At 72.0% G+C, this 22,799-nt stretch carries 22 protein-coding genes; 10 read left to right on the top strand and 12 right to left on the bottom strand.

Annotation, left to right across the window (positions count from 1 at the left end):
• Positions 1-3 precede the first annotated feature (3 nt).
• Positions 4-969: a deoxyribose-phosphate aldolase gene (deoC, locus tag ACFUO4_RS21100; RefSeq protein ID WP_383486838.1), complete on the bottom strand. Its 966-nt coding sequence runs from the start codon at positions 967-969 to the stop codon at positions 4-6.
• A gap of 106 nt (positions 970-1,075) precedes the next feature.
• Between deoC and ACFUO4_RS21105 the strand changes: the two genes are divergently transcribed.
• Both ACFUO4_RS21105 and ACFUO4_RS21110 read left to right on the top strand, forming a co-directional pair.
• The gene (locus ACFUO4_RS21105; protein ID WP_383486841.1) at positions 1,076-1,726 is read left to right on the top strand and encodes a PH domain-containing protein; all 651 of its coding nucleotides are present in this window, start codon (positions 1,076-1,078) and stop codon (positions 1,724-1,726) included.
• A gap of 102 nt (positions 1,727-1,828) precedes the next feature.
• On the top strand, positions 1,829-3,466 hold the full coding sequence (locus ACFUO4_RS21110) for a hypothetical protein (RefSeq protein ID WP_383486844.1): 1,638 nt from the start codon (positions 1,829-1,831) through the stop codon (positions 3,464-3,466).
• Positions 3,467-3,475: 9 nt separating this feature from the next.
• Here the strand turns inward: ACFUO4_RS21110 and ACFUO4_RS21115 are convergent, their stop codons facing one another.
• The 4 genes from ACFUO4_RS21115 to ACFUO4_RS21130 all read right to left on the bottom strand — a co-directional run bounded on the left by ACFUO4_RS21115 (position 3,476) and on the right by ACFUO4_RS21130 (position 7,893).
• Positions 3,476-4,645 carry a hypothetical protein gene (locus tag ACFUO4_RS21115; protein WP_383486847.1) on the bottom strand — a complete coding sequence of 390 codons (1,170 nt, stop codon included), beginning with the start codon at positions 4,643-4,645 and terminating at the stop codon, positions 3,476-3,478.
• A 133-nt stretch (positions 4,646-4,778) separates the two neighbouring features.
• Entirely contained in the window at positions 4,779-6,410 is a 1,632-nt protein-coding gene (locus ACFUO4_RS21120) for a phospho-sugar mutase (protein ID WP_383486850.1), read from the bottom strand.
• A 108-nt stretch (positions 6,411-6,518) separates the two neighbouring features.
• Positions 6,519-7,343, bottom strand: coding sequence for a purine-nucleoside phosphorylase (locus tag ACFUO4_RS21125; protein ID WP_059192697.1), 825 nt, complete (start codon positions 7,341-7,343; stop codon positions 6,519-6,521).
• Positions 7,344-7,455: 112 nt separating this feature from the next.
• A complete protein-coding gene (locus ACFUO4_RS21130) occupies positions 7,456-7,893 on the bottom strand; it encodes a gamma-glutamylcyclotransferase (RefSeq protein WP_079311708.1) in 438 nt (145 codons plus the stop codon).
• Between the two features lie 96 nt (positions 7,894-7,989).
• Here ACFUO4_RS21130 and ACFUO4_RS21135 point away from each other — a divergent pair, with 96 nt between their 5' ends.
• Complete coding sequence (locus ACFUO4_RS21135; RefSeq protein ID WP_383486854.1) at positions 7,990-9,438, top strand: NAD(P)H-quinone dehydrogenase; 1,449 nt, start codon at positions 7,990-7,992, stop codon at positions 9,436-9,438.
• A 202-nt stretch (positions 9,439-9,640) separates the two neighbouring features.
• On the top strand, positions 9,641-10,573 hold the full coding sequence (locus ACFUO4_RS21140; protein WP_383487883.1) for a DeoR/GlpR family DNA-binding transcription regulator: 933 nt from the start codon (positions 9,641-9,643) through the stop codon (positions 10,571-10,573).
• Positions 10,574-10,654: 81 nt separating this feature from the next.
• Here the strand turns inward: ACFUO4_RS21140 and ACFUO4_RS21145 are convergent, their stop codons facing one another.
• The gene (locus ACFUO4_RS21145; RefSeq protein WP_383487886.1) at positions 10,655-11,200 is read right to left on the bottom strand and encodes a TetR/AcrR family transcriptional regulator; all 546 of its coding nucleotides are present in this window, start codon (positions 11,198-11,200) and stop codon (positions 10,655-10,657) included.
• A gap of 250 nt (positions 11,201-11,450) precedes the next feature.
• On the opposite strand from ACFUO4_RS21145, the gene ACFUO4_RS21150 reads away from it, so the two are divergent.
• Positions 11,451-12,440: a response regulator transcription factor gene (locus ACFUO4_RS21150; protein ID WP_383486857.1), complete on the top strand. Its 990-nt coding sequence runs from the start codon at positions 11,451-11,453 to the stop codon at positions 12,438-12,440.
• 103 nt (positions 12,441-12,543) lie between these two features.
• On the top strand, positions 12,544-13,242 hold the full coding sequence (locus ACFUO4_RS21155; protein WP_383486860.1) for a hypothetical protein: 699 nt from the start codon (positions 12,544-12,546) through the stop codon (positions 13,240-13,242).
• Positions 13,243-13,329: 87 nt separating this feature from the next.
• On the opposite strand, the gene ACFUO4_RS21160 is transcribed toward ACFUO4_RS21155, so the two are convergent.
• The gene (locus ACFUO4_RS21160; protein WP_383486863.1) at positions 13,330-15,102 is read right to left on the bottom strand and encodes an acetyl/propionyl/methylcrotonyl-CoA carboxylase subunit alpha; all 1,773 of its coding nucleotides are present in this window, start codon (positions 15,100-15,102) and stop codon (positions 13,330-13,332) included.
• Positions 15,103-15,466: 364 nt separating this feature from the next.
• Here ACFUO4_RS21160 and ACFUO4_RS21165 point away from each other — a divergent pair, with 364 nt between their 5' ends.
• Positions 15,467-15,964: a hypothetical protein gene (locus tag ACFUO4_RS21165; protein WP_383486866.1), complete on the top strand. Its 498-nt coding sequence runs from the start codon at positions 15,467-15,469 to the stop codon at positions 15,962-15,964.
• Here the strand turns inward: ACFUO4_RS21165 and ACFUO4_RS21170 are convergent.
• Positions 15,933-16,553 (bottom strand): nucleoside triphosphate pyrophosphatase, encoded by a 621-nt coding sequence (locus tag ACFUO4_RS21170; protein ID WP_079311701.1) that lies wholly within the window; start codon positions 16,551-16,553, stop codon positions 15,933-15,935. The genes ACFUO4_RS21165 and ACFUO4_RS21170 overlap by 32 nt on opposite strands.
• Positions 16,554-16,575: 22 nt before the next feature.
• Positions 16,576-16,704: a morphogenic membrane protein MmpB gene (mmpB, locus tag ACFUO4_RS21175; RefSeq protein WP_097268251.1), complete on the bottom strand. Its 129-nt coding sequence runs from the start codon at positions 16,702-16,704 to the stop codon at positions 16,576-16,578.
• A gap of 132 nt (positions 16,705-16,836) precedes the next feature.
• Here mmpB and ACFUO4_RS21180 point away from each other — a divergent pair, with 132 nt between their 5' ends.
• On the top strand, positions 16,837-17,925 hold the full coding sequence (locus ACFUO4_RS21180; RefSeq protein ID WP_383486869.1) for an SGNH/GDSL hydrolase family protein: 1,089 nt from the start codon (positions 16,837-16,839) through the stop codon (positions 17,923-17,925).
• Here the strand turns inward: ACFUO4_RS21180 and ACFUO4_RS21185 are convergent.
• Positions 17,918-18,127, bottom strand: a complete 210-nt coding sequence (locus ACFUO4_RS21185; protein WP_383486872.1) for an acyl-CoA carboxylase subunit epsilon — start codon at positions 18,125-18,127, stop codon at positions 17,918-17,920. The two genes, ACFUO4_RS21180 and ACFUO4_RS21185, sit on opposite strands and share 8 nt — an antisense overlap.
• Before the next feature lie 8 nt (positions 18,128-18,135).
• A complete protein-coding gene (locus tag ACFUO4_RS21190) occupies positions 18,136-19,731 on the bottom strand; it encodes an acyl-CoA carboxylase subunit beta (RefSeq protein WP_383486875.1) in 1,596 nt (531 codons plus the stop codon).
• Between the two features lie 110 nt (positions 19,732-19,841).
• Here ACFUO4_RS21190 and ACFUO4_RS21195 point away from each other — a divergent pair, with 110 nt between their 5' ends.
• Together ACFUO4_RS21195 and ACFUO4_RS21200 are read left to right on the top strand one after the other, a co-directional pair.
• Positions 19,842-20,702, top strand: a complete 861-nt coding sequence (locus ACFUO4_RS21195) for a biotin--[acetyl-CoA-carboxylase] ligase (RefSeq protein WP_383486878.1) — start codon at positions 19,842-19,844, stop codon at positions 20,700-20,702.
• A gap of 188 nt (positions 20,703-20,890) precedes the next feature.
• Entirely contained in the window at positions 20,891-22,006 is a 1,116-nt protein-coding gene (locus tag ACFUO4_RS21200; RefSeq protein ID WP_079311699.1) for an adenylate/guanylate cyclase domain-containing protein, read from the top strand.
• Positions 22,007-22,111: 105 nt separating this feature from the next.
• Here the strand turns inward: ACFUO4_RS21200 and ACFUO4_RS21205 are convergent, their stop codons facing one another.
• The gene (locus tag ACFUO4_RS21205; RefSeq protein WP_383486881.1) at positions 22,112-22,741 is read right to left on the bottom strand and encodes a hypothetical protein; all 630 of its coding nucleotides are present in this window, start codon (positions 22,739-22,741) and stop codon (positions 22,112-22,114) included.
• Positions 22,742-22,799: the final 58 nt, after the last annotated feature.

Genomic DNA, 22,799 nt, shown 5'->3' on the forward strand with positions numbered 1-22,799 from the left:
GGATCAGTCCACCGTCACGTAGTCGGGGCCGGAGTAGCGGCCGGTGGCCAGCTTCTGACGCTGCATCAGCAGGTCGTTCAGGAGCGAGGAGGCGCCGAAGCGGAACCAGTGGTTGTCCAGCCAGTCCTCGCCCACCGTCTCGTTGACCAGGACCAGGAACTTGATCGCGTCCTTCGTCGTCCTGATCCCGCCAGCCGGCTTGACGCCGATCTGGACGCCGGTGGCGGCACGGAAGTCCCGTACGGCCTCCAGCATCAACAGGGTGTTGGCGGGGGTGGCGTTGACGGCGACCTTGCCGGTGGACGTCTTGATGAAGTCCGCGCCCGCCAGCATGCCGAGCCAGCTCGCCCGCCGGATGTTGTCGTACGTCGACAGCTCGCCGGTCTCGAAGATGACCTTCAGGCGGGCGCTGGTCCCGCAGGCCTCCTTCACGGCGACGATCTCGTCGTACACCTTCAGGTAGTCGCCCGCGAGGAACGCCCCGCGGTCGATGACCATGTCGATCTCGTCCGCACCGGCCGCGACGGCGTCGCGCACGTCGGCCAGCTTCACGGAGAGGGCGGCGCGGCCCGCCGGGAAGGCGGTGGCGACCGAGGCGACCTTCACGGTCGAGCCCGCGACGGCCTCCTTGGCGGCGGCCACCATGTCGGGATAGACGCAGACGGCCGCGGTCGCGGGGGTCGTCCGGTCGGTCGGGTCGGGGTGGACCGCCTTGGCGCCGAGCGCCCGGACCTTGCCCGGGGTGTCCGCGCCTTCCAGCGTCGTCAGGTCGACCATCGAGATGGCGAGGTCGATGGCGTACGCCTTCGCGGTGGTCTTGATGGAACGGGTGCCGAGGGAGGCGGCGCGCGCCTCCAGGCCGACCGCGTCGACGCCGGGCAGCCCGTGGAGGAAGCGACGCAGCGTGCTGTCGGACGCGGTCACGTCCGTAAGAGCGTGTGCGGGAGATGCAGTGGTGGGCATGGTCACCACACGAGCATATCTACGCGCGTAGCGGCTGTACACCCCCGGACGCTCGTCTCGTCGGACGCCACCGCGTGGGAGCGCCCTCGGCCCGTCGGGCAGAATCGGCCCCATGACGACCAAGGACCGGATCTACCGCTCACCCGCGGCCATCGCCGGAGGCGTGCTGCTGCTCGCCATCACCGCATGGCTCGGCACCGACGCCCTGGTCCAGGGCTCGGGCCGGGTCCCCTGGCTGGCGCTCGCCGCGATGATCCTGGTGATCCCGCTGGTCGTCGCCTTCACCCTGCGCCCGGCCGTCTTCGCGGGCCAGGACCGGCTGCGCGTGCGCAACCCGTTCCGCGTGATCGTGCTGCCCTGGAGCCAGGTCGCCGCGTTCCGCTCCAGCTACTCCAACGAGGTCGTCGCCGCCTCCGGCACCAAGTACCAGCTCTGGGCCATCCCGGTGTCCCTGCGCGCCCGCAAGAAGGCGGCACGGCGGACCGCCCGGGCGGCGGCGGGCAGCCCGCCCGGCGGGCGCCGCCCGGTCGGCCTGGGCCTGGGCTTCCCGGGCACCGGCTCCGTCGCCGACGCCAAGGACGCGGCCGACGGTCCGCTGCGCGCCGAGACCGACAAGGTCATGGACGAGCTGCGCGAACTGTGGGAGGCCCGGGAGAAGGCCGAGAGCGCGCAGGGCGAGGTGTCGGTGCGCTGGGCGTACGAGGTGCTCGCGCCGGCCCTGGCGGGCGCGGTCCTGCTGGCGATCCTGCTCGCCACCGGCTGACCCGGCCCTTCACAGCTTCCGGGGTCATGATCCGCCCCGTTCCTCGGCCGTCCCGGACCTGAGGACCGCAACCACCGGCGTGGTCCGAGTGTCTGGAAGACGATGAGTACGAATCCTTCGCGGCCGTCGCCGCTGCCCACGAGCGTGCCACCGGACCGCTGCCCGTCCTGGAGCGGGGAGCAGGCCCGGCGCTGGACCGACGCGCTGCCCCCGCGTTGGGTGCCCGTGCCGCGGCGGACCGAGACCGTGATGGCGGTGGTGGTGCTCGGGACGGTCGCCGCGCTGCTGCCGGTCGCCGTCACCGACGGGGACGTGCCGCCCTTGCTCGCCGCGTTCCTCGGGCTCCAGCCGGTGCTGCTGGCGGTCCGGCCCGAGGTCGTGCGCTTCGCCGCGCCGGCCGTGGTCGTCATGGTGGCGGCGGCGCCGGCACCGTGGACGCTCATCCTGGCCTGCGCCGTGCTCGCCGGGCTCTGCGCCCGGACCGCCGAGGTGCGGCTCGCCGCCCGGAAACGGCAGCACGAGGCGGCTCTCGCGGCGGCCGGGGGCGTCACCGCGCCGGTGCCGTACGCCGACCGGCCGGTGACCCGCGGCAAGGGGCTGGCCTGGTTCGGCTCCGTCGTGACGGCGGCCGGGGTCGCGTCGAGCGCCACCTCGGGGCTCTGGGACGACATCGTCGACCGCGAGGGGATCGCGACCTGCGGCCTCTACCTGACCGGCCTCGGCCTGACCGTCCTGGTCTCCGCCGCGCTGGGCCGCCACCGGGCCGCCGCGCTGCGCCGGGAGCCGGTGCCGGTGCTGCGGGTGCTGGTACGGGAGAACGCCGACGTGGACACGGAGGTCTTCGCCGCCGACGACGTGGGCGCGCTGCGGCCGCTGTTCGTCGTATCGACGATGGAGCTCGATGACGACGACGAAGAGGACGAGGGCGAAGAGGACGAGGACGAGGGCGAAGAGGGTGAAGAGCCCGACGAGGAGGAGCTGAGGGCCCTTCTCGACCGGCTCGACGACGACGCTCCCGGGCCGCTGCGGGAGGCCGTTCTCTACGGGGTGCCCTACGACGGCGCCGAGGTCGTGCTCCTCGCCGCCGACGAGGACCCGGACGAGCCGCCCTTCGTCGAGTGCTCGACCGGGCCGGTGCGACCGGTGTCCGAGGGTGCCGTACGCCGTGCGCTCGCCAAGGAGAAGCGGGCCGTCGTGGCCCACCCGGTACCGAAGCCGGGTGCCGTGCGGCGCTGGCGGGCCGGGTGGCCCGACCGGCTCACCGCCACGGCGGTGGTGCTGTGGGCCGGCCAGAACATGTGGGGTGAGACCGGGGTGTGGCGGTGGAGCTTCGGGGCCGCCCTCGCGCTCTGCGGGGCCTGGCTGCTCACGTACTGGGTCGGCTGGCGCATCACCGCGGACAGCACCGGGCTGTGGTTCAACGGGGTGCGGCGCACCCGGCACGTCGCCTGGGACCACATCCGGATCGTCCGCTGCAAGGGCACCGAGCTGCGGATCGACAGCCGGCGGGCCACGTTCGCGGAGTGGAAGGCGTTCAGCCTGCGCTGGAGATGGCTGGAGCGGAAACTCGGCTTCGTCCACCCCCACGAGCGGCTCGCCGCCGAGATCACCGCCATGTGGAAGGACCCGGCTTTCCGGCCGGCCGGCGAGATCGACGCACGGGAGCGGGACCGCCGCCTGTGGCCGGTCACGCTGGCCCTGCTGCTCGCCTGGACGGCCGCCCTGTACTGGATGCCCTGAGCGGGGCCGCTAGGGCGCGCTCGGCCACACCAGCACCATGTACGCCCCCCAGTACGCCGACCCCAGCACCGCCCCCGTCAGCGCCAGCGCGCGGTAGCGGGCGGGGAGGCGCAGGAGGCGGAGGGCGAGGGGGAGCAGCAGCGGGAAGGCCGGGAGGAGGAAGCGGGCGCGCGGGAAGTAGACGCCGCCGCTGGCCAGGACGATCGTCAGCAGCACGCCCGTGAAGAGGAGCAGGGGCAGCGGCTGGCGGTCTCGGAGCGACAGCGCGAACAACGCCGCCGACGCCAGCAGCGTCACCGTCACCAGGACCAGGAACAGCTCGGGCGTCGAGTCGTGCGCCAGCAGCTCCCGGAACCGGCGCAGGGTCTCGCGGCCGCCGTCCACGTCGTTGTGCCACAGCCGCTGTACGGCGAAATAGCCGTCCCAGCGACCCAGCCGCAGGCCCACCCAGCCGACGTACCCGCACCAGCCCAGCGGGGCCAGGAGGGCGGCCGAGAGGACGCGTACGGAGAAGCCGCGGCGCAGGGCGAGCAGGCAGGTCACCGACACCGCGGCGGCGACCGCGACGCCGGTCGGGCGGGTCAGACCGGCGAGGACCGCGAGCCAGGCGGCCGTGACCGGGCGGTCGGCGAGAAGGGCGTACAGGGCCCAGGCGGCGCATGCCGTGAACAGGGACTCCGTGTAGCCCATCCACTGCACGAGGCCCACCGGGAAGGCCGCCCAGAGGGTGGTGAGCAGGATGCCGGCGCGGCGGCCGTGCAGACGGTCGCCGACCGCGAAGATCCCCCAGGCCGCGGCGAGCGAGGCGAGGACGGCGATCAGCAGGCCGACAGTGGCCCGGCTGCCCGGGGTGACGGCCGCGACCGCCTTCACCAGCATCGGGTAGAGCGGGAAGAAGGCCAGGTTGTTCGCGTCGTCCGCGGTGCCCAGCTCGTGCGCGTAGCCGTGGGCGGCGATGCCCAGGTACCACTTCGCGTCCCACTGCGTCGCCAGGACCGGCCAGACGCCGTGGCCCTGCCGGTGCGCCCAGAACGCGAGGAACACCAGACCGAGGAGGCGTACGGCGACGTAGGCGAGGAGGGCGGGGGCGGCCCGGCGCAGGGTGGGGGCGGGGAGGCGGGCCGGGGGCGCGGTGTCGGGTCGCCGGCTGCCCGGGATGCTGGGGGCGGTCGAGGACACGGGGCGGCTCCGGGGCTCGGGGACGGTTGTCCGTCCACCGTTTCCCGGCAGGGGGAGCGGGTGGGGGATACGGGCCCGAAATCACCCGTTGGGGCGCCCCTCATGGTCCGGGCGCCCCTGAGTGCCGTGTCCGTCAGATGCCGGCCGCCGCCGACAGGTCCCGCTTGATCGTCTCCAGTACGTCCGCCGCCTTGGCGTGGGCCGCCGGGAGGTCGGCGTGCGTCGCGACCGGGACGACGACCTCCAGGTAGCACTTCAGCTTCGGCTCGGTGCCGCTGGGGCGGACGATGACCCGGGCGCCGTCGAGGGTGTAGCGCAGGCCGTCCGTGGGCGGGAGCCGGTCCGTGCCCCGGGTGAGGTCCTCGGCCTGGGTGATGGCGAGTCCGGCGAGCTCGGTGGGCGGCTGCTCGCGCAGGCGGCGCATGGCGTCGGCGATGACCGACAGATCCTCGACGCGCACGGACAGCTGGTCGGTGGCGTGCAGGCCGTGCTCGACGGCGAGGTCGTCCAGCAGGTCGACGAGCGTGCGGCCCTCCTCCTTGAGCTGCGAGGCCAGTTCCGTGATGAGCAGGGCGGCGGTGATGCCGTCCTTGTCGCGTACGCCGTCCGGGTCGACGCAGTAGCCGAGGGCCTCCTCGTAGCCGTACCGCAGACCCTCCACGCGGGCGATCCACTTGAAGCCGGTGAGGGTCTCCTCGTACGGCAGACCCGCCTTCTCGGCGATCCGGCCGAGGAGGGAGGAGGAGACGATCGACTCGGCGAAGGTGCCCTGCGCTCCGCGCCTGACCAGGTGGGCGGCGAGCAGGGCGCCGACCTCGTCGCCGCGCAGCATCCGCCAGTCGCCGCCGTCCTTGACGGCGACGGCGCAGCGGTCGGCGTCCGGGTCGTTGGCGATGATCAGGTCCGGGTCCGTCGCACGCGCCTTCGCGAAGGCCAGGTCCATCGCGCCGGGCTCCTCCGGGTTGGGGAAGGCGACGGTCGGGAAGTCCGGGTCGGGCTCGGCCTGCTCGGCGACGAGCTCCGGGGCGGGGAAGCCGGCCCGGGCGAACGCGGCGAGGAGGACGTCCTTGCCGACGCCGTGCATCGCCGTGTAGACGGTGCGGGCGGTGCGGGGGGAGTCCGCGGCCAGTACGGCGTCCGTGCGGGCCAGGTAGGCGTCCAGGACGGCGTCGTCGAGGGTCTCCCAGCCGGCGTCCGGGCGGGGGACGTCGTTGAGGCTCGCGATCGCGTCGATCTCCGCCGCGATCTCCGCGTCGGCGGGCGGCACGATCTGGGAGCCGTCGCCGAGGTAGACCTTGTAGCCGTTGTCGCGGGGCGGGTTGTGGCTGGCGGTGACCTCCACGCCGGCGACCGCGCCGAGATGCCTTATGGCGTACGCGAGCACGGGGGTGGGGAGCGGGCGGGGGAGGACGGCGGCGCGGAGGCCGGCGCCGGTCATGACGGCCGCCGTGTCGCGGGCGAAGTCCGCGGACTTGTGGCGGGCGTCGTAGCCGATGACGACGAGGCCGCCGGTGCGGCCGTTGTTCCTGAGGTACGCCGCGAGACCGGCCGCGGCGCGGATGACCACGGCGCGGTTCATGCGCATGGGCCCTGCGCCCAGTTCGCCCCGCAGGCCCGCGGTGCCGAACTGGAGGGTGCCGCTGAAGCGGGCGGTGAGCTCGGTGACGTCCCCGGCCTCGATGAGCTTGCCGAGTTCGTCACGGGTCTCGGGGTCGGGGTCCTCGGCGAGCCAGGTCTTGGCGGTGGTGATGAGGTCGTCGTGCACCGGGGTCAGCCTCTCGTCGTGTGTGCGGTGCGGGCGCGTGGGGGTGCTCCCTCCCACGCGTCTCGGCCGACTGCATGGTTCACCTTCCAGCCGACCGAGACGGGGCGGTCAGATGCGGCCCAGTACCTGGGCGAGGAGCGCTCCCATCTGCGTCGCCGAGTCCCGGCCCGCCTGGAGGACCTCTTCGTGGTTCAGGGGCTCGCCCGTCATGCCCGCCGCGAGGTTCGTCACCAGGGAGATGCCGAGCACCTCCGCGCCGGCCTCGCGCGCCGCGATCGCCTCCAGGACCGTCGACATGCCGACCAGGTCCGCGCCGATGACCCGGGCCATGCGGATCTCCGCCGGGGTCTCGTAGTGCGGGCCGGGGAACTGCGCGTACACGCCCTCTTCGAGGGTCGGGTCGATCTCCTTGCACAGGGCGCGCAGCCGCGGCGAGTAGAGGTCCGTCAGGTCGACGAAGTTCGCGCCGACGATCGGGGACGTCGCCGTGAGGTTGATGTGGTCGCTGATCAGGACCGGCTGGCCGGGGCGCATGCCCTCGCGCAGACCGCCGCAGCCGTTGGTGAGGACGATCGTCTTGCACCCCGCCGCCACCGCCGTACGGACGCCGTGCGCGACCGCCGCCACGCCGCGGCCCTCGTAGTAGTGCGTGCGGCCCAGGAAGACCAGAGCGCGCTTCTCGCCGATCTGGTACGAGCGGATCTTGCCGCCGTGGCCCTCGACCGCCGGCGGCGGGAAGCCGGGCAGCTCGGTGACCTGGAACTCGGCGTCGGGAGCGCCGAGGGCGTCCACGGCCGGCGCCCAGCCGGAGCCCATCACGAGGGCGACGTCGTGGGTCTCGGCGCCGGTCAGTTCGCGCAGGCGCGCGGCGGCGGCGTCGGCGGCGGCGTGCGGGTCGCCCTGGATGTCGTCCGGAAGAAGAGATGCGTTCACGCGGATGAGCGTAGCCGGTTCCGGCCTACGCGCGTAGATGACAGAGCGAACGGGATGGCGATCGTTGTCTTGTCGTTTCCAACGAAGGGCGTGACTCCGGTTACCGCGCGGGTCAGCAGGGACGCTTGCGCAGCTCCATCACATAGTCGTACGGCGCGCCCGCCGACTCGGCCGCGTCGGCGATCTCGCCCAGGTACCGGGCCGAGGGCAGGCCGCCCTCGTAGGCGTCGAGGACGTACACCCAGGCCGCCTCCTCGGTGTCGAGGGTGTGCACCCGTACCCGCATCCGGCGGTAGATGCCGAGACCGACGCCCTCCCAGCGGTCCATCGACTCCTCGTCCGCCGGGGCGATGTCGTACAGCGCGACGAACACCTGGGCGAGCGGGTCCTCCACGATCGTGGCGAGGGCGCCCTCCCAGCCCATCTGCTCGCCGCCGAAGGTGAGCCGCCAGCCGTTGAGCCAGCCCGTGGCGCGCAGCGGCGAGTGCGGTGCGCGGCGCGTCATCAGCCGGGCGTCGAGATTGCCGGCGTAGGCGGCGTAGAGCGACATGGGGAGAGGGTACGGCAGGTGCCTCCGGCGTCACTCCCGTAACGGTGACAGCGCGGGCGGGGCCCCGGGCAGTAGCACCTTGAAGCGTGCGGGACAATGGGGTACGTGACTCGGATCGTGATCATCGGTGGCGGACCCGGCGGATACGAAGCTGCGCTGGTAGCGGCGCAGCTCGGCGCGGAGGTGACCGTCGTCGACTGCGACGGTCTGGGCGGAGCGTCGGTGCTGACCGACTGCGTGCCGTCGAAGACCCTTATCGCTACGGCCGAGGTGATGACCACCTTCGACTCGTCGTACGAAGAGCTCGGCATCATCGTGGCCGACGACACACCACCCCTGGAGCAGGCCGCCCGGGTCGTGGGCGTGGACCTCGGCAAGGTCAACCGGCGGGTGAAGCGCCTCGCGCTCGCGCAGTCGCACGACATCACGGCCTCGGTCACGCGGGCCGGCGCCCGGGTCATGCGCGGCCGCGGCCGTCTGGAGGGCATGCAGGCGCTCGACGGCTCCCGCAAGGTGGTCGTCAGCACCGCCGACGGCAGCGAGGAGACCCTCGTCGCCGACGCCGTCCTCATCGCGACCGGCGGCCACCCCCGTGAGGTGCCCGACGCGCTGCCCGACGGCGAGCGCATCTTCAACTGGACGCAGGTGTACGACCTCACCGAGCTGCCGGAAGAGCTCATCGTGGTCGGTTCCGGTGTGACGGGTGCGGAGTTCGCCGGTGCCTATCAGGCGCTCGGCTCCAAGGTCACGCTGGTCTCGTCGCGCGACCGCGTGCTGCCGGGCGAGGACCCGGACGCCGCCGCCGTCCTCGAGGACGTCTTCCGCCGCCGCGGCATGAACGTCATGGCCCGCTCCCGCGCCGCCGCCGCCAAGCGGGTCGGCGACCGCGTCGAGGTCACCCTCTCCGACGGCCGCGTCATCACCGGCACCCACTGCCTCATGGCCGTCGGCGCCATCCCCAACAGCGCGGGCCTGGGCCTGGAGGAGGCCGGCGTCAAGGTGCGCGACTCCGGGCACATCTGGACCGACAAGGTCTCCCGTACGACCGCCCCCGGCGTGTACGCCGCCGGTGACGTGACCGGTGTCTTCGCCCTCGCCTCCGTCGCCGCCATGCAGGGCCGCATCGCCATGTACCACTTCCTGGGCGACGCGGTGGCCCCGCTGAACCTCAAGACCGTCTCCTCCAACGTCTTCACCGACCCGGAGATCGCGACCGTCGGCTACACGCAGGCCGACGTCGACGCGGGCAAGATCGACGCCCGGGTCGTCAAGCTGCCCCTGCTGCGCAACCCGCGCGCCAAGATGCAGGGCATCCGCGACGGCTTCGTCAAGATCTTCTGCCGGCCGGGCACCGGCATCGTGGTCGGCGGTGTGGTCGTCGCGCCGCGCGCCTCGGAACTGATCCATCCGATCTCGATCGCCGTCGACAACAACCTGACCGTCGAGCAGATCGCGAACGCCTTCACCGTGTATCCCTCCCTTTCGGGCTCGATCGCGGAGGTGGCGCGGCAGCTCCACACCCGGAAGGAAACCGGCGGGGCCTGACGGCCGAAACCGACTCCCCGCTGGTCACGGGGAGTTGTCGACCATTCGTGCGGCATAGTCGGGGCGAGTAGGCCCTATACCACTTCGGGCTCTGCCGTGCGAACAACTTCGTTTATTCGGCGCATACTGCTGAAAGCAGACGGTCGTCCGCGTTACTGTCAGTTTCGTGTTCGCTGCAGAACGTCGCCAATTGATCCTCGAAATGGTGCGAGCGAACGGGGCCGTGTCGCTCCGTGAGCTCGCCCGCGTCGTCCAGACCTCCGAAGTGACCGTACGGCGGGACGTGCGCGCACTGGAGGCAGAAGGACTCCTCGACCGCCGACATGGCGGTGCGGTATTGCCGGGCGGGTTCACGCGGGAGTCCGGCTTTCCGCAGAAGTCACATCTCGCGACCGCCGAGAAGACGGCCATCGCCGACCTCGCCGCGAACTTCGTCGAAGAAGGCGAAGCCATCGTGGTCGGGGCGGGTACGACGACACAGGAGCTGGCCCGCCGGCTCGCTCGCGTACCCGGGCTGACCGTCGTCACCAACTCCCTGCTGGTGGCACAGGCGTTGGCCCATGCCAACCGGGTGGAGGTCGTGATGACCGGCGGCACCCTGCGCGGCTCCAACTACGCGCTGGTGGGCTCCGGTGCCGAGCAGTCCCTGCAGGGGCTGCGGGTCTCGCGGGCCTTCCTGTCCGGCAGCGGTCTCACCGCCGAGCGCGGGCTGTCCACGTCCAACATGCTGTCGGCGTCCGTCGACCGGGCGTTGGTGCAGGCCGCGGCGGAGGTCGTCGTGCTCGCCGATCACACCAAGCTCGGTACGGACACCATGTTCCAGACCGTGCCGACCGATGTGATCACGCGGCTGGTGACGGATGAGCCGCCGGCGCATGACGATCGTGCCGGTACGGAGTTGCAGGCGCTGGCCGACCAGGGCGTGCAGATCGCTGTCGCGGGGGCGTCGGGAAACTCCGGCGCATCGGGGGCCTCGGGGGGTGATTCCGTCCCCCCGCGCCAAGCGCGCCGTGACGTTGCCCTGCCGGGGCCTCGGCGGGGGCAGGTTCCGGGGGCCGGGTTGAGGACGTTGACGTCTGATGCCGGGCCGGAGCAGCAGCAGCGGGCGCGGGTTGCTGACATGCGGCGGCGTTAAGGGTTGCCTAATCGCCGTGGGGCTTGCGGTTGTTGTGCGGCTGCGGGTGTGTGGGGGTTGCTCGCGCAGTTCCCCGCGCCCCTAAAAGGCCAATCCACGCAACGTCAGCATCAGCAGCCGGTCCGCCAAGTCCGGGTCTCCCGGGCTTTCCTCCGCCGCCAGTGCAATCGCGTGCGTCAGCTGTAGCAGGTCGGCGATCGCCACGTCCTCCCTTACCGCCCCCGCCTCCTGTGCGCGTCGCAGCAGTGCGCCGCCCGCCTCCCTGATCGGGTCGCTGCATCTCGCCAGGGCCGAGCCGTCATCGGATGTCACGGACATCAACTGCCTTGCCAGGCCACGGTATTCGCCCGCATGCGTGACGATCTCGCGCAGCCAGGTCACCAGGGCCGTGCAGGGGCTCGGGTCGGCCAGCAGTTCGCGGGAGCGGGCCAGCAGGTCCGCCACCGCGTCCTCGAAGACCGCACTCAGCAGGGCGTTGCGGTTGGGGAAGTGGCGGTACAGGGTGCCGATGCCCACGCCCGCGCGTCTCGCCACGTCCTCCAGGGACGCCTCCGCGCCATGGGTGGCGAAGGCCGTGCGGGCCTCGGTGAGGAGGCGTTCGTAGTTGCGGCGGGCGTCGGCGCGCATGGGGCGGGCCGGCGTGGCGGGTGCCGGGGTCTCGCTGTTCCCCGCGGTCTCCCGTGAGATCGCGCTCACCATGGCTCCCACCTGCTCTCTCGCACGCCCCCGTTGTGCCTCCAGGATGCCATCGACGGACGGCCGACCGGGCTTGCCGGGACGCCCTCAGGCCGTACCGTCTTCTCAGGGGTGTCCTTCTCAGGGTTTCCCCGGACATCTCAGGACTTCTCATGGCGAGAGCAGCGCCGGGAGAGAGCGTATGGAGATCGCCGGTGCGGATGCGCGGCGGGTGCTCGGGATCGCGAGCGAACTGGAAGACGCCGGGTCGGAGTGGGAGTTGCGGGAGCGGGCCCTGGGGGCGCTGATGGAGTTGATCCCGGCCGACGCGGGGCAGGCGTACCGGCTCACCCTCGACGGCAGCGGGGTCTTCGCGCTGTCCGTGCCGGAGGACTCCTTCCACGCCGATCCGATGGTGATCTACGACCATCCCCTGGACCACCCGCTCACCGACATCATGCTGGAGACGCCCACCGCGCAGGCCTGGCGGGTCAGTGACGTCGTCGGGGACCGGCAGTGGGGGCGCACCCACTGCTACAACCTGGACTTCCGGCCCTTCGGGCTGCGCCGGCACCTGGTGGCGACGGCCGGGGCGGGCGGGAGCGCGGTCGAGGGGTACGCGCTGCTGAGGTCCGACGCCGACTTCAGCGAACGGGAGCGCGATCTGCTCGGTTTCGCCCAGCTCCAACTCGCCGGGGTGGAACAGCGGTTGGGCGAGCGGCAGCGGCTGCTCGCGCTCTCCGCCGCGGCCCTGGGCCTCGCCGCGAGCCGTGGGTGGGGAGTGGCCGTGCGCGGCGAGGACGGTCGGGCGGAGCCGCTGAACGCCCTCGCCGCCGAGCTCCTGGCCGTCGTACGGGACGATCCCCGGCTGGGCCGGGGGCCGTCGTTCACCGTCCGGGACGTCGAGGTACGGCCCGTGCCGTCGGCCGCCCCCGGGCTGCCCGTCCTGCTGCTGCTCCGCGACCTCGCCCGGGGGCGGACCCTCGCCCGGGTGTTCGGGGTGACCGAGCAGGAGTACCGGACACTGCGCCACCTCCACGACGGCCGTACGGCGACGGAGGCAGCCCGCCGGATGGGGCTGTCGCCGACCACCGTGCGCGGCTACATCGCCTCCCTGCACCGCAAGCTGGAGGCCGGCCACACCGCGGCGCTGCTGCGGCGGGGGCGGGATCTCGGCCTGCTGACCGACTGAGCCCGGCCCTCGCAACCCCCAGAATTGACGTGTGGTCATCGGCCGGGTCCGCTCGGTTCACTGGCGTGAGGCGCTCCGCAGGACGCGATTCAGGGGGACTGGCATGGCCACTACGTCGTCACACCCGCCCACCACCACCGAGGCGGCGCCCGCCGGGACCGCGCGGCTGCTCGCGGGGCTCGCGGCCGTCCTGGGGCCGCTGCTGCTCGCGGCGGCGTTCCTGATCAGTCCCTACGACACCAACGCCGACGCCGACGAGATCGCCCGGGTCATCGCCGCCCACCAGGGCGCCACGGAGGTGTCCGTGTGGCTGTGGACGGTCGGGACCGTCGTCCTCGCCCCGGGTCTGATCGCCGTCGGACTGCTGGCCACCGCGCGGTCCGCCAGGCTCGGCCTGTGGGGTTCGGTCCTCTTCGGCACCGGACTGCTCGCGATCACCGCGACCCCGTCGCTCGACACCGTCGCCCTCGGGGCGCTCGACAAGGGCGTCGACGTCGACACCCTGGCGAAGGTCGCGAAGGGCACCAACGACCTGCCCGTGGTGGGCGTGCCGATCCTCTACTTCGTCGCCGCGCACGTCATCGGTGCCGTCCTGCTGGGCGTCGCCCTGCTGCGCGGCCGGACCGTGCCGGTGTGGGCCGCCTGGCTGCTGATCCTGGCCATGCCGTTCAACGTCGCCGGCTACGCGGGCGGCATCGAACCGCTGACCGTCCTGTCGTTCGTGATGCTCGCCGTGCCCTTCGGCTGTGCGGCCCTCGCCTTCGTCCGGCACGGCACGGGATGGGTCCGCAGCACCTCGTAGACCATCACCTCGGGGGAAACACGGAGCGCCCGGCGGACTGACTGCTCCAGTCCGCCGGGCGCCCCGGGATGTCGCTGCGGGTCCCGCTCAGTCCTTGATCTCGCAGATCGCCGCGCCGGACGTGATCGACGCGCCGACGTCCGCGGACAGGCCCTTGATGGTGCCGGACTTGTGCGCGTTGAGGGGCTGCTCCATCTTCATGGCCTCCAGGACGACGACCAGGTCGCCCTCCTTGACCTCCTGGCCCTCCTCGACCGCGATCTTGACGATCGTGCCCTGCATCGGGGAGGCGAGGGTGTCGCCGGAGGCGACGGGGCCGGACTTCTTGGCCGCGCGGCGCTTGGGCTTGGCGCCCGCGGCGAGGCCGGTGCGGGCCAGCGACATGCCGAGCGAGACCGGGAGGGAGACCTCCAGGCGCTTGCCGCCGACCTCGACGACGACCGTCTCGCGGCCCGGCTCCTCGTCCGTCTCCGCGTCGGCGGGGGTGGCGAAGGGCTTGATCTCGTTGACGAACTCGGTCTCGATCCAGCGGGTGTGGACCGTGAACGGGTCGGCGGAGCCGGTGAGTTCGGGGGCGAACGCCGGGTCCTTGACGACCGCGCGGTGGAACGGGATGGCCGTCGCCATGCCCTCGACCTGGAACTCCTCCAGGGCGCGGGCGGCCCGCTGGAGCGCCTGCTCGCGGGTGGCGCCGGTGACGATCAGCTTGGCCAGCAGGGAGTCCCAGGCCGGGCCGATGACGCTGCCGGACTCGACGCCCGCGTCCAGGCGGACACCCGGGCCGGTCGGCGGGGCGAAGGTGGTGACGGTGCCGGGGGCCGGGAGGAAGTTGCGCCCCGGGTCCTCGCCGTTGATGCGGAACTCGAAGGAGTGGCCGCGCAGCTCCGGGTCGCCGTAGCCGAGTTCCTCGCCGTCGGCGATGCGGAACATCTCGCGCACCAGGTCGATGCCGGCGACCTCCTCGGTGACCGGGTGCTCCACCTGGAGACGGGTGTTGACCTCCAGGAAGGAGATCGTGCCGTCGAGGCCGACCAGGAACTCGACGGTGCCGGCGCCGACGTAGCCGGCCTCCTTGAGGATGGCCTTCGACGACGAGTACAGCTCGGCGACCTGGGCGTCGGAGAGGAACGGCGCGGGGGCCTCCTCGACCAGCTTCTGGTGGCGGCGCTGCAGCGAGCAGTCACGGGTGGACACGACCACCACGTTGCCGTGGGTGTCGGCGAGGCACTGGGTCTCCACGTGCCGCGGCTTGTCCAGGTAGCGCTCGACGAAGCACTCGCCCCGGCCGAACGCGGCCACGGCCTCACGGACCGCGGACTCGTACAGCTCCGGGACCTCTTCCAGGGTCCGGGCGACCTTCAGACCACGGCCACCGCCGCCGAAGGCGGCCTTGATCGCGATCGGCAGGCCGTGCTCCTCGGCGAACGCCACGACCTCGTCGGCCCCGGAGACCGGGTCCGGCGTACCGGCGACCAGCGGCGCGCCGGCGCGCTGGGCGATGTGCCGGGCGGCGACCTTGTCACCGAGGTCGCGGATGGCCTGCGGCGGCGGGCCGATCCAGATCAGGCCCGCGTCCAGGACCGCCTGTGCGAACTCGGCGTTCTCGGACAGGAAACCGTAGCCGGGGTGGACGGCGTCGGCCCCCGACTCCCGGGCCGCGTTCAGGATCTTGTCGATGACCAGGTAGCTGGTGGCCGGGGTGTCACCGCCCAGGGCGAACGCCTCATCCGCGGCGCGGACATGCAGAGCGTCCCGGTCCGGGTCGGCGTAGACGGCCACGCTCGCGATACCGGCATCCCGGCAGGCCCGGGCCACGCGGACAGCGATTTCGCCACGGTTGGCGATGAGCACCTTGCGCACGATTGAGGCTCCCTCCTTGAAACAAGCCGAGTTTAGGGACTGCCGACACGGCAGTTCGACCCGTCCCCAATGGTGAGCTTGCCCACACGGAGCGTGATTCGAGGACCGCTCGGCCCGCGAAATCCCTTGTCACGCTTCGGTACGCACGACTCCTCCGGAAAACCCTAGCCCTCCCTTGTGGTCAAGGTCTCTGTCACCACGTGCTGCGGGCCACTCGGTTTCTTTGTGGAGTCCCTACGAATGGCCCAATGATTCTTTGCCGTCCGCAGAACCCTTGTCCCCGGGTTTACCCGTTAGTAGCGTTCACGATGTATCGAACGTACTTGGGGTAACCAGGGCTCGGCTTGAGAGTGGGTGGGGACCGGTGGTGCGCAGGCCGGTGGCGTGGATCGTGGCGATCGTCCTCTTCTTGGAGGCGTTCGGGATCGCGGCGGTCAACTGGTTCCTCGGGGTGGTCGTCGACCGCCAGGACATGTCCCTGGCCGGCCTCGACCCCGACATGATGTCGACCTCGTCGAAGATCGGCGGCATCGTCTTCGGGCTCTACTTCGCCTTCTGCGGTCTGGTGGCGCTGCTGGTCGCCCTGCGCGACCGCGCCCCGGCCGGGTTCGGCCGCATCCTGCTGATCAGCGCGGCCGTGGTGCACGCCCTGCTGGGCGCGTTCGCGTGGGGCCTGCTGGGCCCGGCCGAGTTCGTGTTCATGGTGGTCGTGCTGGCGCTGATCGTGCTGCTCCTGATGACGTACGACAGCCCTCAGGCGCCCGCCGACGCCGTCCCCGGCGACAAGGGGGACGGCGGCCCGGCCAAGGAGGGCCCCGGCGGCGGCCCGGTCACTTCTCCGCCGGCGCCCACAACTCCGTGATCCCGACGCCCAGTTCGGCCAGCAGCTTCCGTACGAGGGGCAGGCTGATGCCGATCACGTTGCCGTGGTCGCCGTCGATGCCCTCGATGAACGGCGCGCTGCGGCCGTCGAGGGTGAACGCCCCGGCGACGTAGAGGGGTTCGCCGGAGGCGACGTACGCGGCGACCTCCGCGTCGGTCGGCTCGCCGAAGCGGACGACGGTCGAGGCGACGGCCGAGGCGTACCGGCCGGAGACGGTGTCGTAGACGCAGTGGCCGGTCTGGAGCGTGCCCGCGCGTCCCCGCATGGCCTTCCAGCGGGCGGTGGCCTCCTCGGCGTCCGCGGGCTTGCCGAGCGCCTGGCCGTCGAGGTCGAGCACGGAGTCGCAGCCGATCACGAGCGCGCCCTTGACCTCGGGCTTCGCCGACACCACGGAGGCCTTCGCCTCGGCGAGCGCGAGCGCGAGTTCGGCGGGGGTGGGGGCGGTGACGGCGTCCTCGTCGACGCCGCTCACGATCACCTCGGGGGCCAGTCCGGCCTGCCGCAGCAGATTCAGCCGGGCGGGGGACTGGGAGGCGAGGACGAGTCGGCGGCGCGGCTGATCAGTCATGCGGTCAGGGTATCGGCGCCCGTCACTTCATGCCGAGCACGATCATCGCCAGCACCATGGCCAACGCCAGGAACAGGCCCAGTCTGCGCAACATCTCCTGCATGTCGCGCAGTTCCTTGGGCGGTTCGTTCTCGGGGTCGGACCAGAGCATGCGTCCAGCGTGCGGCGGCGAGGCGGGGCGGCGCCTGAGTACGCGTACTCAACTTCACCAAAAGGGTCTGTGGTTCCGTTAGTATGGCTCTCGTTAAAGGAACCTCAGTCCCGTTTGGAAGGTCGTGCTGCCATGTTCACCACTGTCTGGGCCGCCTCGCCCCAGCCGCCGAGCGAGGGCTTCACCCCCAACTGGTCGAGGGAGGGCTTCTGGCGCCAGTCGCTGCGGCAGGTCGTCCCGCTGACCGGGGGCGGCGAGCGGGTGCGGATACGGCTGTCGAACGCGTACGGCACCTCGCCGGTGCGGGTCGCCGGGGCGGCCGTGGACGGGCGGCGGCTGAGCTTCGGGGGCAGTGGTGGCGTGGAGATCCCGGCGCGTGGGGAGGTCGTCAGCGACCCTGCCCGACTCGCCGTCTCCGCGGGGGAGTCGGTGGCGGTGACGCTGTACTTCGAGGCGGCGACCGGCCCGGCGACGTTCCATGCGCAGGCCTTCGCGCCGAGTTGGCGCGGGGAGGGGAACCTGCTGGAGTCCACCGACGGCTTCGACGCGGTGTCGGAGTCCTGGTACTTCCTGAGCGCGGTGGAGGTCGATTCCGGGCGTGGCGATGGGGTGGTGCTGTTCGGCGACTCCCTCACCGACGGCTTCGGCTCCACGGTCGGCGCCGACCGGCGGTGGTCGGACGCGCTGGCCCGGCTGACCGGGCGGCCCGTGCTCAACGCCGGGATCGGCGGGAACCTGCTGCTCAACGACTCCGCGTGGTATGGGGAGAGGGGTGTGCGGCGGTTCGGGCGGGACGTGCTCGGTCAGGCCGGGGTGGACACGGTGGTCGTGCTGCTGGGGCTGAACGACATCGGGTTCAGCGAGACGGACGAGCAGCCCACGTACAAGCCGGCGCCGGTGGTGGAGGCGGATGAACTGATCGCCGGGTACCGGGAGTTGATACGGCAGGGACGCGAGGGCGGGTTGCGGGTCGTCGGCTGCACGCTGCTGCCGTTCGGGGGGTCGGACCACTGGGGGGAGCACGCGGCCAAGGTGAGCCATGAGGTGAACGAGTGGATCCGATGCGCGGGGGAGTTCGACGCGGTGGTGGATCTGGGGCGGGTGATGGCCGATCCGGGGGATCCGGACCGGCTGCACCCCGCGTACGACTTCGGCGATCACCTGCACCCGAACGATCGCGGGTACGAGGTGATGGCCGAGGCCGTTGGTCTCTCTAGCTAGGCCAGTAGGAACGTGCCCAAGTTGTCGGGCCCGGCTGTGGCAAGCGGCGTGTTGCGATGCGGGACGGGTCCGACCACCCGTCCCGCTGCTGGGGGGCGCCGGGCGGCGCGGTCGCTGCCGCCGCGGCGCGTGCTCGGACCACCGCCAGGGCGGCGGCGAGCTCCTCGGGGGTGGGGTTGCCCCGTACGACCTTGATCGTCATGGCGACTCCTAGAGGGGGATGTTGCCGTGCTTCTTCGGGGGCAGGGACTCTCGCTTGGTGCGCAGCTGGCGCAGGCCGCGGACGATGTGGCGGCGGGTGTCCGACGGCATCACCACGGAGTCGATGTAGCCGCGCTCGGCCGCGATGTAGGGGTTGAGGAGGGTGTCCTCGTACTCCCGGATCAGCCGGGCGCGCACCGCCTCCAGGTCCTCCCCGTTGGCCTCCGCCTCCGCGAGGGTGCGGCGGTGCAGGATGTTGACCGCGCCCTGGGCACCCATGACGGCGATCTGGGCGGTCGGCCAGGCGAGGTTGATGTCCGCGCCCAGGTGCTTGGAGCCCATGACGTCGTAGGCGCCGCCGAAGGCCTTGCGGGTGATGACGGTGATGAGCGGGACCGTGGCCTCGGCGTAGGCGTAGATCAGCTTGGCGCCGCGCCGGATGATGCCGTCGTGCTCCTGGTCGACGCCGGGCAGGAAGCCGGGCACGTCGACGAAGGTGATGACGGGGATGTTGAAGGCGTCGCAGGTCCGCACGAAGCGCGCGGCCTTCTCGCTGGCCTGGATGTCGAGGCAGCCGGCGAACTGCATCGGCTGGTTGGCGACGATGCCGACCGGGTGGCCCTCCACCCGTCCGTAGCCGGTGAGGATGTTCGGGGCGAACAGCGGCTGCGTCTCGAAGAACTCGGCGTCGTCCAGGACGTGTTCGATCACCGTGTGCATGTCGTAGGGCTGGTTCGCGCTGTCCGGGACGAGCGAGTCCAGCTCCAGGTCCTCGGCGGTGACGGTGAGGTCCGCCTCCTCCGGGTAGACCGGCGGCTCGGAGAGGTTGTTGGACGGCAGGTACGACAGCAGCTGCTTGACGTACTCGACGGCGTCCTTCTCGTCCCCGGCCATGTGGTGGGCCACGCCGGAGACCGAGTTGTGGGTGCGGGCGCCGCCCAGCTCCTCGAAGCCGACGTCCTCACCGGTGACGGTCTTGATGACGTCCGGGCCGGTGATGAACATGTGCGAGGTCTGGTCGACCATGACGGTGAAGTCGGTGATCGCGGGGGAGTAGACGGCTCCGCCCGCGCAGGGGCCGACGACCAGTGAGATCTGCGGGATGACACCGCTCGCGTGGGTGTTGCGGCGGAAGATCTCGCCGTAGGCGCCCAGGGAGGCGACACCCTCCTGGATACGGGCGCCGCCGGAGTCGTTGATGCCGATGACCGGACAGCCGGTCTTCAGCGCGAAGTCCATGACCTTGACGATCTTCTGGCCGTAGACCTCGCCGAGGGCGCCGCCGAAGACGGTGAAGTCCTGGGAGAAGACCGCGACCGGCCGGCCGTCGACCGTGCCGTACCCGGTGACGACGCCGTCCCCGTACGGGCGGTTGTTCTCCAGCCCGAAATTGGTGGACCGGTGCCGGGCGAACTCGTCCAGCTCGACGAACGACCCCTCGTCGAGCAGCAGCTCGATCCGCTCACGGGCCGTCAACTTGCCCTTGGCGTGCTGCTTCTCCACGGCACGTGCGGAGCCGGCGTGCGTCGCCTCGTCGATGCGGCGCTGGAGGTCCGCGAGCTTGCCCGCGGTGGTGTGGATGTCGATCTCTTCCGGCTCGGCCATCGGGTCGCGGCTCCCTGCCTGCTCAAAAGGGGGGACGGTTACTCATCCGTAGAGTAGTGGCGGGCCTACCAATCAGCAGTGCGGCGTAGGACACACCTAGGGTGGCTTGCATGACGCCGCGAGATGCTTCGGACGACAACCGCTGGTCGAACCTGGACCGGCCGCCGCTCAACGGGGCCGCGCTGCGGCGCGGGCTGGTGCGCGACGGCGGGCTGTACTGCGATGTGGAGGTCGTCCAGCGCACCGGGTCGACCAACAACGATCTGGTGGGCCTGGCCGTCAAGGGGGACGCCGACGAGGGCGCGGTCCTCGTCGCCGAGGAGCAGACCGCCGGACGGGGCCGCCTCGACCGGCAGTGGACGGCACCGGCCCGCTCCGGGCTGTTCTTCTCCGTCCTGCTGAAGCCGACCGGGGTGCCGGTGGCCCGCTGGGGCTGGCTGCCGCTGCTGACGGGCGTGGCGGTCGCCACGGGCCTGTCCCGGGCCGCGGGCGTGGACACGGCACTCAAGTGGCCCAACGACCTGCTGGTGACCGTGGACGGCGAGGAACGCAAGACAGGCGGGATTCTCGCCGAGCGGGCCGGGGAGGACGGGGTCGTCGTCGGGGTCGGCATCAACGTCACCCTGCGCGAGGACGAGCTGCCGGTGCCGGCGGCCGGTTCACTGGCGCTGGCCGGGGCGGTCACGACCGACCGGGACCCGTTGCTGCGGGCCGTGCTGCGGTCGCTGGAGGAGTGGTACGGGCGCTGGCAGCGGGCCGGGGGCGATCCGGCCGGCAGCGGGCTCCAGGAGACGTACGCGGCGGGATGCGCGACGCTGGGGCGGACGGTGCGGGCGGAGCTGCCGGGGGACCGGTCGATCACGGGGGAGGCGGTGGCGGTGGACGGCGACGGCCGCTTGGTGATCGCAACCGAGAGGGGGGTACAGGAACCGGTGGGAGCGGGCGACATCGTCCACCTCCGACCGGCGTGAGTGGATTGACCCAAGGGGCGCGGGGAACTGCGCGAGAAGCCACGACGCACCCGCACCCGCAAGCACACCCCAGCCACCCACGGTCTCCCGGCCCCACCTAGCGGAGCGGACACGTGAGCTACCGCACACCTGCCGTAAAGTGAAGGCCGGTCGATACCTGACCGTGACAGATCGGAAGGGCAGCACGCGTGACCGTCGACGACACGGGTTCCGGCGCGGAGTCGAACGGCGCCGACCCCGAAGGGGCCCCGCACCCGCTCGCCGTGCGTCTGGAAGCGCTGATCCTCGGTGCCGAGCGGCGCTACACGCCCTTTCAGGCGGCCCGTACCGCCGGTGTCTCCATGGAGCTGGCCACCCGCTTCTGGCGGGCCATGGGCTTCGCCGACGTCGGCCAGGCCAAGGCCTTCACCGAGGCGGACGTCCTCGCCCTGCGGCGCCTCGCCGGTCTCGTCGAGGCCGGGCTGCTCAGCGAGGCCATGGCCGTGCAGGTCGCCCGGTCCACCGGACAGACCACCGCCCGCCTCGCCGAGTGGCAGATCGACTCCTTCCTGGAAGGGCTGACCGAGCCGCCCGAGCCCGGCATGACCCGTACCGAGGTGACGTACCCGATCATCGAGCTGCTCCTGCCCGAGCTGGAGGAGTTCCTCGTCTACGTCTGGCGCCGCCAGCTCGCCGCCTCCGCGGGCCGGGTCGTGCAGGCCGCCGACGACGAGGAGATGGTCGACCGGCGCCTCGCCGTCGGCTTCGCCGACCTCGTCGGGTTCACGCGCCTGACCCGCCGCATGGAGGAGGAGGAGCTCGGCGAGCTCGTCGAGGCCTTCGAGACCACCGCCGCCGACCTGGTCGCCGCGCACGGCGGGCGCCTCATCAAGACCCTCGGCGACGAGGTGCTCTACGCCGCCGACGACGCCGGCGTCGCCGCGGAGATCGCGCTGCGTCTCATCGAGACCATGGCGAACGACGAGACCATGCCCGAGCTGCGGGTCGGCATCGCCTTCGGCACGGTCACCACTCGTATGGGCGATGTCTTCGGCACCACCGTCAATCTGGCCTCCCGGCTCACGTCCATAGCCCCTCGTGACGCCGTCCTCGTCGACAGCGACTTCGCCCAGGAACTGATCCGCACCGCCGAGGCGCCCGCGTCGGAGGCGGAGGCCGCGGAGGCCGCGGCCGCGGCGGAGAAGGAGGGCGAGGAGCCGCCGACGTATCGCTTCGCGCTTCAGCCGATGTGGCAGCGGCCGGTGCGAGGTCTGGGAGTCGTGGAGCCTTGGCTTTTGACGCGCCGGAGTGAAACCAGCGCCTAAGGATGCGCCGGGTGGTGTCGTCGGGCGGGTGCGGCGATGTGGTGGCTGGTCGCGCCCGCGCGGCGGTAGCCGCACAGTGACACAGCCCCGCGCCCCTGGGGACGTCTACCTGCCCAGCGGACCTACGCACAAGCCGATGACCGGCACGCACACCCCACCGCCGCCGCTCGGCTGAGTCGGCTGCGGAGTCGGTGTCGGCGCCGGTGGTGGCGTGTAGGTGCTCTGGCTCGGAGCCGGTGACGGGGTCTGCGTCGGCTGCGGGGCCGCGCTCGTCGGGTTCGGGGCGTCCGGGATCGTCGTGGGATCGGGCGCGTCCACCGCACCCGCCCCCGCCGGTGTCGACGACGGCACCGGTACGAAGGTCACCCCCGGCGTCGGCATCGCGCTCGCCCCGCCCATGGGCGCGGTCGCCGACGGGCTCACCTTCGGGATCGCCGACACCGTGGCGGCGGCGTTGGTCGCCCGGTTCGTGCCCGAGCCCGCGTGCGGATCGTCGAGGCGGGGTTCGGCCTCCGCGGTGCCGAGGCCGCCGCCCAGGCCGCCCTCGGGAGCCATGCGTACGAGGCTCAGCGCGCCGGCCGCCACGGCCAGTCCGCCGACGGCGAGGAGAACCTTGCGAGGGCGCGGGCGACGGTGCCGGCCGCGCGAGCCGAAAAGACGCTGCGGTACGGCGTCCACGACGTCGGGCAGCGCCGTCCCGGCGGCCGTGGCCTGCGTGTCCGTCAACGTCGTCATGGCGACCCCTCCCCGATGCGCTCGCGCCCCCTGTGCGCCGTGGCGGAGCGCACGCTAT

The organism is Streptomyces sp. NPDC057280, from assembly GCF_042668605.1.
GTDB lineage: Bacteria > Actinomycetota > Actinomycetes > Streptomycetales > Streptomycetaceae > Streptomyces.